The organism is Wenxinia marina DSM 24838 (genome assembly GCF_000379485.1).
Classification (GTDB): domain Bacteria; phylum Pseudomonadota; class Alphaproteobacteria; order Rhodobacterales; family Rhodobacteraceae; genus Wenxinia; species Wenxinia marina.
Genome location: NZ_KB902277.1, coordinates 96,125 through 108,967, shown reverse-complemented (window position 1 = coordinate 108,967; position 12,843 = coordinate 96,125). Strand labels below are relative to the sequence as shown.

Below are 12,843 nucleotides of genomic sequence, written 5' to 3'. Positions count from 1 at the left end.
GCGACTCCTCTACGTGGAGGACGAAGTCCTGATTGCGCTCGATACCCAGGACATGCTGGCCGACATGGGATTCGAGGACGTGACCTACGTGGCCCGCCGGGACAAGGCGCTGCAGCAGGCCGAGGAGGGCGAGTTCGGCCTCGCGCTGCTGGACGTGAATCTGGGCCACGGCGAGACCAGCCTCGAGGTTGCACAGACCCTGCGGTCGCGGGGGATCCCGGTGGTGTTCCTGACCGGCTACAACTCCGTCGAGCTTCTCGACGAGTTCGACTGGGCGCGTATCGTGGAGAAGCCGCTCGCGCCGCCCCGGCTGACCGAGGCGATCGACGCGACCCTCGGTGCCGCCCAGGAGCGGGCGCAGGCCTGAACGTCAGAGCGCGACGTCGGGCAGGTGGTCGAAGGCCGCCTTCAGCGCCACCCCCCAGCCATCCGAAGTTGCGTGGTAGTAGGGGTCCGTCGCCTCGAAGCGGCGGGTCAGCCCGCCTTTCAGGCTCCCCGCCTCGTACAGCGCCATGTCCAGCGGCAGGCCGACCGAGAGGTTCGCCTTGATCGTGGAATCGAAGCTGACGAGCAGCAGCTTCGCCGCCGCTTCGAAGCTCATCCCGCGGTCGAAGGCGCGCACCAGGATCGGCCGGCCGTACTTCGTCTCGCCGATCTGGAAGAAGGGCGTGTCGTCGCCGGCCTCGATGAAGTTGCCCTCGGGGTAGACGAGGAACAGCCGCGGTTCTGATCCGGCGACCTGCCCGCCGACGATGATCGTGGCGTTGAACGCGCTGTCCGCCTTCTGGCCGGCCTGCGCGTTCGCGGCGATCACCTCCTTCAGCGTGTTGCCGACGAGGCGGGCGACCTGGAACATCGACGGCAGTCCCAGGATCGAGGGCGAGCGTTCGGACGGCGCCTTCATCCGCTCGTCGATCAGACTGACGACCGATTGCGTGGTGGCGAGATTGCCGGCGCAGAGGATCGTGACGACGCTCTCGCCCTCATCCACCCAGGTGAACATCTTCTTGTAGGTCGAGATGTTGTCGAGACCGGCGTTGGTGCGCGTGTCGGTCATGAAGACCAGCCCGTGGTCGAGCTTGAGCGCCACCCCGTAGGTCATGCCGGTCCGTTCCTACTGCTGGACCTGTTCGACCTCCACGCTTACCGCGAGTCGCTCCTCGGCCGCACCATATCTGGTGCCATGTATGGGCGCCGCCTCGGCATAGTCCAGACCCGTCGCGGCGCGCACGTAGCGCTCGTCGGGGCAGATGCCGTTGGACACGTCGAAGCCGACCCAGCCGAGCCCGCCGATGTGCGCCTCGGCCCAGGCGTGGGTGGCGTCCTGCTTGGGCTGGTCCTCCATCAACAGATAGCCGGAGACGTACCGCGCCGGGTGCCCCAGCGCACGGGCGCAGGCGATGAAGGCGTGGGCGTGGTCCTGGCAGACGCCGCGCCCCTCGGCCAGCGCCTCCTCGGCGGTCCAGGCGACGTTGCTGATCCCCGGCAGCCACTCGATCCGGGCGCCGATCTCGTGGCTGAGCCGGTGGAGGCGCGTCAGCTCGTCCGCCTCGTCCCGGACGGAGGCGACGATCTGCCGGCACTGCTGGCCGGCGCGGGTCAGCGGCGTGGACCGCTCGAACAGCCACAGGGGCATGAAGCCGCCATGGGCGCCGACGATCCCGTTCGTCTCCGCGACCTCGACCTCCCCCCGGGAGTGGACGCGCATCTCCCGCGTGCCCTCGTCGAAGGTGGCGAGCTGGACGAGGTTGCGGTTCTGGTCGATGAACGACACCTCGACCCGGCCGCCCTCGATCACCGTCTCCCAGTGGTGGACGGTCTGGCCCTGGCCGCTCTTGGGCGTCAGGCGGATCTGCTGCAGCCCGTAGGGCACGGGGCCGTCGTAGGCGTAGCTCGTCGTGTGGCGGATCGCGAGGCGCATGGGCGGGCCCTATTCGGTGAAGCGGTAGTCCGTCTCGACCTGGTGGCCGAGGGCGGCGAGATCGCCGAGGAACTCCTGCAGGAACTCGTGCAGGCCGTGGTCGAAGATCTCGTCGACCGACCGGCCGAGATAGGTCATCGCCAGCGCCTCGGCCTTGTCGTGGCAGGGCAGGCGGGTGTCGTAGTCCTGCGCGAGGTAGCCGAGGTTGTCGCGGATCTTTCCGGCGCAGAAGGCGAGAGAGCGGGGCATCCGGCGGTCGCGCACGAGGAAGTCGACGATCGCCTTCGGCCGCGGCTCGTGCCCGTGAACCATGCGGAAGCCCCCCTCGGCCGAGACCGAGCGAAGGATCGATTCCCACTGCACGTTGTCCAGCGACGATCCCACGGACGAGGCCGAGGGCAGCAGCACGTAGTATTTGACGTCGAGGATGCGGGCGGTGGAATCCGCCCGCTCGGCGAAGGTTCCGATCCGCGCGAAGTCGTAGATGTCGTTGCGCAGCATCGTGCCGTGCATCGCGCCCCGCACCAGTCCGGTGCGCTGGCGGATGCGCATGAGCGCCTCGGGCAGGTCCCGCTCGCTCACCCGGCGGGCGAGGATGTCGCACAGGCGCAGCCACGTCTCGTTCACGCTCTCCCACACCTCGCGGGTGATTGCGGTGCGCACCAGCTTGGCGTTGGAGCGGGCGTATTCCATCACCGACAGGACCGAGGAGGGGTTGTCGCGGTCGCGCAGCAGCCAGTCTATGGCCTGCTCGCGCGTCACCTCCCCCCACTTGTCGAGGTAGCCCTCGCTCGAGGCGGCGGTCTGCAGCACCGACAGCCAGTCCTCGTCCGACCCCGCGCGCGTCAGCGCGATCCGCTGGCCGGCGTCGATCAGGCGCGCCGTGTTCTCGGCACGCTCCAGGTAGCGCGACATCCAGTAGAGGCCGCCCGCGGTCTTGCCCAGCATCGCCCTATTCCTCCAGCACCCAGGTGTCCTTGGTGCCGCCGCCCTGGGACGAGTTGACGACGAGACTGCCCTTCTTCAGCGCGACCCGCGTGAGGCCGCCGGGCGTGATCGTCACCCCCTCGGGGCTGCACAGGACGAACGGCCGCAGGTCGACATGGCGCGGCGCGAGGCCCGCCTTGGTGAGGATCGGGCAGGTCGACAGCGACAGCGTGGGCTGCGCGATGTAGTTGCCGGGCCGGGCCTTCAGCTTCTCGCGGAACTCGGCGATCTCGCGGCGGGACGCGGTCGGGCCGATCAGCATCCCATAGCCGCCGGAGCCGTGGACTTCCTTCACGACGAGCTCGGGCAGGTTGTCGAGGACGTATTTCAGCGCCGAGGGGTCCGAGCAGCGCCAGGTCGGCACGTTCTGCAGGATCGCCTTCTCGCCGGTATAGAACTCCACGATATCGGGCATGTAGGAGTAGATCGCCTTGTCGTCCGCGATCCCGGTGCCGGGCGCGTTGGCGATGGTGATCCCGCCGGCGCGGTAGACGTCGAAGATGCCGGGCACGCCAAGCAGGCTCTCGGGCTTGAAGTTCAGCGGGTCGATGAAGTCGTCGTCGATCCGCCGGTAGAGGACGTCGATCGGCGTATAGCCCCGGGTGGTCCGCATCGCGATCCGCCCGTCCACCACGCGCAGGTCGTTCCCCTCCACCAGCTCCACGCCCATCTGGTCGGCGAGGAAGGCATGCTCGTAGTAGGCCGAGTTGTAGATGCCCGGCGTCAGCACGCCCACGACGGGCGTGCCCGTCGCCCCCGGCGGCGCGCAGGCGGCGAGCGACTTGTGCAGCAGCTGCGGGTAGTTCGACACCCGCTGCACCCGGTTGCGGCTGAAGAGCTCGGGAAACATCCGCAGCATCGTCTCGCGGTTCTCGAGCATGTAGCTGACGCCCGACGGGGTCCGGGCATTGTCCTCGAGGACATAGAACTCGTCGTCGCCGGTGCGCACGAGGTCGACGCCGACGATGTGGGTGTAGATTCCGCCCGGCGGCTGCACCCCGATCATCTTGGGCAGGAACGCCTCGTTGCGGGCGATCATCTCCTTGGGCAGGCGGCCGGCGCGGATGATCTCCTGTCGGTGATAGATGTCGTGCAGGAAGGCGTTGATCGCGCGCACCCGCTGCTCGATCCCGCGGGAGAGGCGCGACCATTCCCGCCCCGAGATGATCCGCGGCACGATGTCGAACGGGATCAGACGCTCGTTCGCCTCGGCCTGGCCGTAGACGTTGAAGGTGATGCCCGTCAGGCGGAAGATCTCCTCGGCCTCGCGCTGCTTGCGGCGCAGGCGCGCCGGGTTCTCGTCCCGGAACCAGCTCTCGAAGGCGCGGTAGGGGTCGCGCGGCGGGGCGTCGCCCATGTCGCCGGCGCCCCACATCTCGTCGTAACTCTGGCGCTGGCGCTGCCCGGACTGGCTCTGGCTCTGCCCATCCGGGCCCTGGCTCTGACTTTGGCTCATGGGGTCGATCATATGGCCCGGACGGCCAAGAGCAACACGCTCGCACCGCCACCCCGCCGCCCGCGTGCCCGCGCCGCCCGCGCGGCAGGCGAGGCGCCCGTTTCGCAGGCACCGACCCCCGCCCGAGGACCGCGCGCCCTCCGTCCTCCCTCTCACCGAGCCATAAATATCCTCAGGGGGAGTCCGGCCCTTCGGGGGCCGGACGGGGGCGGAACGCCCCCCGAACCATAAGGAATGCGCCGTCAGGCGCTCCTTCGGATCACGCGGTCAGTGGAAGTCCCGGCTCTTGGGGATGATGCGCACGTCCCGCGGATGGGAGTGCCCCGCCCCCCGCGAGCCCTGGACCGGCTTCACCACCTCGTCCGCCCGCGCCAGCGTCCCCGCCAGCCCCTCGGGCGCCAGCCGGTACAGGGCGTCGGTCCGGTCCTCCAGCCGCTCGGCGACGACGTGCACGATCTCGACCTCGCGCTGGATGTAGCCGTGGATCACGATCAGCCGCGACTGCATGACGACCTTGCGGAACGCCTCCATCACCTTCGGCCAGACGACGAGGTTCGCGACCCCGGTCTCGTCCTCGATGGTGATGAAGCAGACGCCCTTCGCGCTGCCCGGCCGCTGCCGGATCAGGACGAGGCCGGCCATCCTGACCTTCTGCCTGTTGCGCACCCGCGCCAGCCCCTCGGCGGGCAGATAGCCCTGCCGGGTCAGGGATTTGCGCAGGAACGCCATCGGGTGCTTCTTCAGGGACAGGCGGATCGTCTGGTAGTCCGCCACCACCTGCTCGGCCACCGGCATCGGCGGCAGGCCTACGGGCCGCTCCTCGCCCTCGTCCCTGCTCTCGCGGAACAGCGGCAGGTCCGGCGCGTCGTGCAGTCCCTTCGCGTCCCACAGCGCCTGCCGCCGGTCGAGGAACATCGAGCGCATCGCGTCCGCCTCGGCGAGGCGCGCGATCTGCGCCGCGCTCATCCCCGCCCGCTCCTGCAGCTCCTTCAGATCCCGGTAGGGGACGCCGTCCCGCCGCGCCGCGAGCCGCGTCCCCGCATCCTCGCGGAAGCCGCCGATCTGCCGCAGGCCGAGGCGGACGGCGAACCGTGGCACGCCGCCTTCGGACAGCGCCGCCGGCTCCAGCCCGTTGTCCCAGTCCGAATAGTTCACGTCCGGCCCGCGCACCTCCACCTTGTGCTCGCGGGCGTCCCGCACGATCTGCGCCGGCGCGTAGAACCCCATCGGCTGCGAGTTGAGGAGCGCTGCGCAGAACGCTGCCGGATAATGGCATTTCAGCCAGGAGGAGACGTAGACCAAGAGCGCGAACGACGCCGCGTGGCTCTCTGGAAAGCCGTACTCGCCGAAGCCCTTGATCTGGTCGAAGCAGCGCCGCGCGAACTCCTCGTCGTAGCCGCGCTTCACCATCCGCCCGACCATCTTGTCCTCAAGCAGGCCGATCGTCCCCTTCGACCGGAAGGTCGCCATCGCCTTGCGCAGCTCGTTCGCCTCTTTCGGCGTGAATTCAGCAGCTTCTATGGCGATCTTCATCGCCTGCTCCTGGAAGATCGGCACGCCGAGCGTCCGCCCGAGGATGTTCTTCAGCTCGGCGGGGTCGTGGGGATGGCCGGGGGCGGGATAGACCACCTCCTCCTCGCCTGACCTTCGCCGGAGGTAGGGATGCACCATGTCCCCCTGGATCGGCCCCGGCCGGACGATCGCCACCTCGATGACGAGGTCGTAGAACTCCCGCGGGCGCAGGCGCGGCAGCATGTTCATCTGCGCCCGGCTCTCCACCTGGAAGACGCCGACGCTGTCGCCCCGGCACAGCATCTCGTAGACACGGGGGTCCTCCTGCGGCACCGTGGCAAGCGTGAGCTCCCGCCCGTAATGCGCGGAAATCATGTCGAAACACTTGCGGATGCAGGTCAGCATCCCGAGCGCGAGGATGTCCACCTTGAGGATTCCCAGCGCGTCGATGTCGTCCTTGTCCCACTCGATGAAGCTGCGGTCCGGCATCGCCCCGTTGCCGATCGGCACCGTCTCGGTCAGCGGCCGCTCGGTCAGGATGAACCCGCCCACGTGCTGGGACAGATGCCGCGGCATCCCGATCAGCTGCTGCGCGATGATCAGCGTGCGCCGCAGCACCGGGTCGGTGAGATCGAGGCCGGCCTCCGCGGCCTGGCTCTCGCCCATATCGGTGCCCCAATGGCCCCAGATCGTCTTGGCCAGCGCACCGGTGACGTCCTCGGAGAGGCCCATCACCTTGCCCACCTCGCGGATCGCGCTGCGCGGCCGGTAGTGGATGACGGTGGCGCACAGGCCCGCCCGGTCGCGGCCGTACTTGCCGTAGATGTGCTGGATCACCTCCTCGCGCCGCTCGTGCTCGAAATCGACGTCGATGTCGGGCGGCTCCTTGCGCTCCTCGCTGATGAAGCGCTCGAACAGCAGCTGGTGCTGCGAGGGATCGACGGCGGTGATGCCGAGGACGTAGCAGACGGCCGAGTTCGCGGCCGAGCCACGCCCCTGGCACAGGATCGGCGGGCTGGCCTCGTCGCGGGCGAAGCGGATGATGTCGTGGATCGTCAGGAAGTAGCGCGCGATGTCGAGCTTCTCGATCATCGCCAGCTCCTTCTTCAGCGTCGCCTGCGTCGTCTTCGGCACCCCGTCCGGATAGCGCCGGTCCGCCCCCTCCCAGGTCAGCTGCTCGAGGTAGGCCTGCGGGCTCATCTCCGCCGGAATGACCTCGCGCGGGTATTCGTAGGCGAGCTCGGAGAGGTCGAAGCGCACCCGGTCGGCGAGGTCGCGGGCCGCGCGGATCGCGTGCGGCCATTCCGAGAACAGGCGCTGCATCTCGGCCGGGGGTTTCAGATGCCGCTCGGCGTTCGGCTCCAGCAGGTAGCCGGCGGCGGCGAGCGTCGTCTTCTCGCGGATGCAGGTCATCACGTCCTGCAGCGGCCGCCTCTCGGGCGCGTGGTAGAGGACGTCGTTGGTGGCGACGAGCTCCAGCCCGTGCTTCGTCGCCAGCCGGTCGAGCGCCCCGATCCGTGCCCGGTCGCCCGCGCGGTAGAGCCGCGCCGCGGCGAGGTGCGCGATCTGCGGCACCTGCCGCAGAAGCTTCGGCAGCACCCGGGCGAAACCGCTCAGATCCCGCGGCGGGATCAGGATCAGCTCCGACCCCTCCGCCGCCGCGGCAACGTCGGCCAGCGTGATCTCGCACACGCCCTTGGCCTGCCACGACCCGTCCGGCGCCGCCGTTCGCCCCTTGGAGATCAGCCGCGACAGCCGGCCGTAGGCCTCGCGGTCGCGCGGATAGGCGAGGATCTCCTCGCCCGTGACGGTGCGCAGGCGCGTGCCGATCAGCGGCCGGATGCCGACCTTCTTCGCCTCGGTATGCAGCCGCACCACCCCGGCAAAGGTGTTCAGATCGGCGATCCCGATCGCGTCGTACCCTTGCGTCCACGCCTCGAGCGCGAAGTCCACCGCGTCGGACGCGCCGGCAAGGAACGAGAAGCACGAGGCCAGCCCCAGCTCGACGAAGGGCGCGCGCGGGTTCGGCGCGAACTCCCCGTCCTCCGGCAGCGTGCGCTTCGGGACCTGGTCGTTTTCCGGCATGGCTCAGGCACGGGTACGGGGTGGCACCGTCGGAGGGGGGCTGTCTGCCCCCCGCGTGCTGGCGCACGCCCCCCCGAGAGGTATTTGGAGCAAGATAGGAGCAGGATTTAAGAGCGCGTTAAGGTTAGTGTGCTTCTCTTGCTTCACGGTACAGGCTGGAGAGCCGATAACCGTGCAAGGTAGGGGCGGCGCTGACGCGCTCTCCCCGGGCGGGACGAATGGGCCCTGGGCACCGGACGTCCCGCCTTTCCTTTTTCCTGCTCCTATCTTGCCCCCAAATACCTCTCGGGGGGTGAATTGGCCCCGGACCCCGGTCCGGGGCCAAGAGGGGGGCGGACAGCCCCCCCGTACAAAGGAGAATGCGCCGAAGGCGCGCCTTCGGATCACGGGAACACCCCGTGCAGGAACCATTCGGGAGAGGTGCCGCGGCCGTCGCCCTCGACCCCTGCGCGGTACAGCCACCAGCGGCGGCCGAGATGATCCTCGATCCGGTAATAGTCGCGCAGGCGGGTGCCGGGGCGGTCGGCCCACCATTCGGGGGCGATCCGCTCCGGCCCGTCGTAGCGCGAGACGCGCAGGGTCTGGCGGCGCCAGACGAACTGCGCCGGCGGGCCTTCGGGGACGGCGTAGAGGACGCGCACCTCCTCGGGCGGCTCGAGGAGGCGGAGGGGTCGCAGGACGCGGAGGCGCAGCAGGCGCGGGGGCAGGGCGCCGGCCATCGCCGGGCTCCAGCCCTCAGCCCGTTCGGGGACGTGGCGGGCGCGGGGGGCGGGGCGCAGCAGGGAGCCCCCGCCGAACCGGCCGGAGAGGCGGTCGACCAGGCGGGCCACCGCCTCGGCCGCGTGCGGCTCTCCGGCGAGGCCGGGCTGCGCCTGGTCCATCGCCTCGGTCAGGGCGGCGTCGAGGGTGACGAGATCGAAGCCGAAGCCGGGGTCGAGCCGGTCGAGACGGCCGTCGAACAGACGCACCAGGTGCGCCGGGTCGCGCATCGCGGCGGAGGTGGCCACAGTGACCGACGCGACTTCGCCGTCGGTGCGGTAGACCGTGAGGACGGCGCGGCGCAGGCCGTGGCCCGCCTCGGCGAGGCCGGCGCAGAGCTCGCGGGCGAGGGCGGGCAGGTGCGGCACCGGGTCCTCCACCGGCTCGGGCAGGCGGGTCTGGACCGAGAAGCGGGGCGGCTCCTCGGGCGGGTCCACCGGCTCGGCCGTGCGGCCCGTCGCCTGGTCGAGCCGCAGGAGCGGGTTGGACGCCGGCGCCTCGCGCGAGAAGCGGCGGGCGAGGGAGAGGCGCGGCACCGCGAGGAGGTCGCCGATCGTCTTGAGGCCGAGGCGGTTCAGGGTCTGCACCGTCGCCGGCTCCAGCCGCAGCGCGCGGACGGGAAGGGGGGCGAGGCGCGTCTCGACCGCCCCGGCGGGGCAGACCTCGCGCACGCCGCCGAACCGGGCGAGCGCCCAGGCGGCGCCGCGGGTGGGCGCGAGCGCGGCGCGGGCGGTGAAGCCGGCGACGGCGAGCGCGCCCTCGATCTCGGCCAGCATGGCCGCCTCGCCGCCCCACAGGTGGTCCGAGCCGGTCGTGTCGAGGACGAGTCCCGCGCCGCCGGCGGAGGTCAGCCCGTCGCCCGCGGTCCAGGGGCACCAGCGCCGCGCCCAGAGGACGAGGCGCGCCAGCGCCGCCGCGTCGCCGCCGGTGTCGGCGAAGTCGACCCGCAGGGTCGGCAGCAGCGCGCGCATGTCGACGACGCGGGCGCCGGCATGGACGCCCTCCGCCTCGGCCGCGCGGTTGGTGGCGTGGATCACCGGCCCGTGCGGCCCCTCGACGGCGAGCGCCATCGGCAGATCCTCGGGCGGGGCCTCGGCGCCGCGGGCGAGGTGGCGCAGCCAGCGCTCCATCGCGAAGCGGGGCAGCGACAGCGACAGGATGCGGCGCGGTGCCGGATCCCGGCGGGAGGGGCCGTCGTCGTCGCCGGGGCGACTCTCTGCGGCGCCGGAGCGGGCCGGGGCGCCGGCGGGACCGGGGCGGCGCATCGCGCGGGGCGTGCCGACGGGAGAGAACGTCTCCTCCTCCTCCGGCTGCGGCAGGTCCGGGGCCTTGCGGGGGCGCGCGACCTCGACCTCGAGCGCGGCGCGCAGGGCGGCGAGCGCGCGCTCGAAGGTCTCGGCGTCCGCCGGGACGGGGGCGGGCGGCGCCGGCCGCGGCTCCGCCGGCACGGCGGGGCGGGGGCGGGCCGGGCGAGGCCTGTCCGGGTGCAGGTTGCCCGCCCGCGGGCGCGGGGGCTGGGGATCGGTCGTTCGGCGCGGGAGGAGGGCGAGGACCGGCAGCTTGTCCTCGCCGCTCATGCCGGGTGCCTCCCGGGGGGCGCGGCGGCGCGGGAGGGTGGGGACGCACGGTGGGTTTCACCCACCCTACACCGACCGCCGCGGGTCGCGATGCGCCCTGTAGGGTAGGTGAAACCCACCGGGGCCTCAGCCCGCCGCCGTCTGCAGGTCCGCGACAGCGCCGCCCTCCGCCTCGGTCCCGTGCTCCAGCACCAGTCCGCGGCCCGGTTCATGGCGCGCCACCCAGGCGGCCGGCGCCCGCCAGCGCGAGCGGAACAGCTCCGCCGACCAGAGCGGCTGCCCCGGCGCGCGCTGGTCCTCGGGATCCGGCAGCGACGGCAGCGAGCCGACGCGCCAGCGCTCCCGCGCGGCGGAGAGGTTCGCGCTCGCCGCGCGCCGGATCAGCCAGCAGGGCAGCGCCCGCGCCTCGGCGCGCAGCGCCAGCCGCTTGGTCGCCGTGAAGTCGAGCGCCGGCGGATCCCCCCAGACCTCGCCGATCACCCCGCCGAGGCCCGCGGCCCCCAGCGCCTGTTCCAGCGCCCAGAGCACGTCGAGCGGTTTGGACACCTTCAGGTGCATCACCTCCAGCCCCTCGGGCAGGCCGGCGAGGCAGGGCACGCCCGCCTCGCGCCGGGACAGACGGTCCTGCACCCAGAGGACGGGCGCGGTCACGCCCGACAGGCTCGCCAGCACGAATCCCGTCGGCGCACCGTCCATCGCCGCGGTGGCGAAGACCTCCGACAGCATGCCGGGCGGGCGCTCCGGGCCGACGTCGGGACCGCGCGAGACACGCGCGGGCGACAGCCGGTCCGGCAGCTTCGGCACCGGCGGCGACAGGGGCGGGGCAGGGGACGGGACGGGTTCTGGCGAGGATGGGCACACCGGGACCTCCGGGCTGGATGTTCTCCAAATGTTCTAGTCCCGCCCCGGGGATTCGTCAAACCCGCCGACACCGTTTCGGCGCCTTCCGTGACGGCTTTCGTTTTGACACCGCGCGTGCAATGGGGTCTCAAAGGTGCGGACGGCCCGGGGGGCCGCGACGGCCGGCGCCGGGAGGGTGCCGGAGCACGAGAGGGAGGCGCTTTTCCATGCAGACCGACGGCGACCGGACGGGACGCGTCTGATGTATATCGGCCTCGACCTCGGCACTTCGGGCCTGAAGGCCCTTCTGATCGACGACGCGCAGGAGGCGGTGGCCGAGGCGCATGCGCCGCTCACCGTCAGCCGCCCCCACGACGGCTGGTCCGAGCAGGACCCCGCCGACTGGATCACCGCCTGCGGCGCCGCGATGCGGGCCCTCGCCGGCAAGGCGGATCTGTCGGCCGTGCGCGGCATCGGCCTGTCGGGCCATATGCACGGCGCGACGCTGGTGGATGCCCAGGGCCAGGTGCTGCGGCCCTGCATCCTGTGGAACGACACCCGCGCCCACGAGGAAGCCGCGGCGCTCGACGCCGACCCGCGCTTCCGCGAGATCACCGGCACCATCGTCTTTCCCGGCTTCACCGCGCCCAAGCTGGTCTGGGTGGCGAAGCACGAGCCCGAGACCTTCGCCAAGGTCGCCAAGGTCCTGCTGCCGAAGGATTACCTGCGCCTCTGGCTGACCGGCGAGTACGTGGCCGAGATGTCGGACGCGGCCGGCACGGCGTGGCTGGACTGCGGCAAGCGGGACTGGTCGGACGACCTCCTCGCTGCCACGGGGCTCAGCCGCGATCACATGCCTCGCCTCGTCGAGGGGTCCGAGCCGTCGGGCACCGTCCGCGGCGACCTCGCGGCCGAGTGGGGCCTGCCCTCGGACGTGGTCGTGGCCGGCGGCGGCGGCGACAATGCAGCCGCCGGTGTCGGCTCGGGCGTGGTGCGGCCGGGGGACGCGTTCGTCTCGCTCGGCACGTCGGGCGTGCTCTTCGCCGCGGCCGGCAGCTTCCGCCCCGACGCGGCGACGGCGGTGCACACCTTCTGCCACGCGCTTCCGGGCATGTGGAACCAGATGGGCGTGATCCTCGCCGCGGCCGACGCGCTGAACTGGTGGGCGAAGATCGCGGGGGAGCCGGCGCCGGAGATGACCGCCCGCCTCGGCGACCTCCGGGCGCCGGGCGGCACGTTGTTCCTGCCGTATCTCGGCGGCGAGCGCACGCCCCACAACGACGCCCACGTGCGCGGCGCCTTCCTGCATCTCGACCACGCCACCGACCGCGACTCGATGACCCGCGCGGTGCTGGAGGGGATCACCTTCGCGATCCGAGACAGCTTCGACGCGCTGACCGGCACCGGCACCCCGATCGAGCGGCTGATCGCCGCCGGGGGCGGGTCCAAGTCGGACTACTGGGTGCGCGCCATCGCCACCTCGCTCGGCCTGCCGGTCGAGCTGCCGGCGGCGGGCGATTACGGCGGCGCGTTCGGCGCCGCGCGGCTGGCCATCATGGCCGCCACCGGCGCCGGGGCCGAGATCGCGACCCGCCCGGCAATCGCCCGGACGGTCGATCCCGACCCGGCGCTGACCGCAGCCTTCACCGAAGGGCACGCCCGCTACCGGGACGCCTACTCCGCCATCAAGAACCGCTGACGACAAG

Annotated in this window: 9 protein-coding genes; 2 read left to right on the top strand and 7 right to left on the bottom strand. The window is 71.7% G+C overall.

All coding sequences use genetic code 11. The features are described 5' to 3' along the window. Positions 1 to 13 precede the first annotated feature (13 nt). Positions 14 to 367, top strand: a complete 354-nt coding sequence (locus tag A37W_RS0102450) for a response regulator (protein WP_156169389.1) — start codon at positions 14 to 16, stop codon at positions 365 to 367. A gap of 3 nt (positions 368 to 370) precedes the next feature. Here the strand turns inward: A37W_RS0102450 and A37W_RS0102445 are convergent, their stop codons facing one another. From A37W_RS0102445 to A37W_RS20770, 7 genes are all read right to left on the bottom strand, one after another. Then, a complete protein-coding gene (locus tag A37W_RS0102445) occupies positions 371 to 1,102 on the bottom strand; it encodes a proteasome-type protease (protein WP_018301436.1) in 732 nt (243 codons plus the stop codon). Between the two features lie 12 nt (positions 1,103 to 1,114). Continuing rightward, positions 1,115 to 1,921: a transglutaminase family protein gene (locus A37W_RS0102440; RefSeq protein WP_018301435.1), complete on the bottom strand. Its 807-nt coding sequence runs from the start codon at positions 1,919 to 1,921 to the stop codon at positions 1,115 to 1,117. Positions 1,922 to 1,930: 9 nt separating this feature from the next. Next, complete coding sequence (locus A37W_RS0102435) at positions 1,931 to 2,869, bottom strand: alpha-E domain-containing protein (RefSeq protein ID WP_018301434.1); 939 nt, start codon at positions 2,867 to 2,869, stop codon at positions 1,931 to 1,933. A 4-nt stretch (positions 2,870 to 2,873) separates the two neighbouring features. Continuing rightward, positions 2,874 to 4,283 (bottom strand): circularly permuted type 2 ATP-grasp protein, encoded by a 1,410-nt coding sequence (locus A37W_RS0102430; RefSeq protein ID WP_018301433.1) that lies wholly within the window; start codon positions 4,281 to 4,283, stop codon positions 2,874 to 2,876. Between the two features lie 348 nt (positions 4,284 to 4,631). Beyond that, entirely contained in the window at positions 4,632 to 7,961 is a 3,330-nt protein-coding gene (locus A37W_RS0102425) for an error-prone DNA polymerase (protein ID WP_018301432.1), read from the bottom strand. A gap of 383 nt (positions 7,962 to 8,344) precedes the next feature. Then, on the bottom strand, positions 8,345 to 10,297 hold the full coding sequence (locus tag A37W_RS0102420) for a Y-family DNA polymerase (protein WP_018301431.1): 1,953 nt from the start codon (positions 10,295 to 10,297) through the stop codon (positions 8,345 to 8,347). 126 nt (positions 10,298 to 10,423) lie between these two features. Then, positions 10,424 to 11,101 (bottom strand): hypothetical protein, encoded by a 678-nt coding sequence (locus A37W_RS20770; RefSeq protein ID WP_156169388.1) that lies wholly within the window; start codon positions 11,099 to 11,101, stop codon positions 10,424 to 10,426. A gap of 298 nt (positions 11,102 to 11,399) precedes the next feature. Here A37W_RS20770 and xylB point away from each other — a divergent pair, with 298 nt between their 5' ends. Further along, positions 11,400 to 12,836: a xylulokinase gene (gene xylB, locus A37W_RS0102410; protein WP_018301429.1), complete on the top strand. Its 1,437-nt coding sequence runs from the start codon at positions 11,400 to 11,402 to the stop codon at positions 12,834 to 12,836. Positions 12,837 to 12,843: the final 7 nt, after the last annotated feature.

Coding starts and splice junctions, on each gene's coding strand:
- A37W_RS0102425 (WP_018301432.1), bottom strand. CDS start 7,961: ATGCCGGAAAACGACCAGGTCCCGAAGCGCACGCTGCCGGAGGACGGG.
- A37W_RS0102430 (WP_018301433.1), bottom strand. CDS start 4,283: ATGTGGGGCGCCGGCGACATGGGCGACGCCCCGCCGCGCGACCCCTAC.
- xylB (WP_018301429.1), top strand. CDS start 11,400: ATGTATATCGGCCTCGACCTCGGCACTTCGGGCCTGAAGGCCCTTCTG.
- A37W_RS0102420 (WP_018301431.1), bottom strand. CDS start 10,297: ATGAGCGGCGAGGACAAGCTGCCGGTCCTCGCCCTCCTCCCGCGCCGA.
- A37W_RS0102445 (WP_018301436.1), bottom strand. CDS start 1,102: ATGACCTACGGGGTGGCGCTCAAGCTCGACCACGGGCTGGTCTTCATG.
- A37W_RS0102435 (WP_018301434.1), bottom strand. CDS start 2,869: ATGCTGGGCAAGACCGCGGGCGGCCTCTACTGGATGTCGCGCTACCTG.
- A37W_RS0102440 (WP_018301435.1), bottom strand. CDS start 1,921: ATGCGCCTCGCGATCCGCCACACGACGAGCTACGCCTACGACGGCCCC.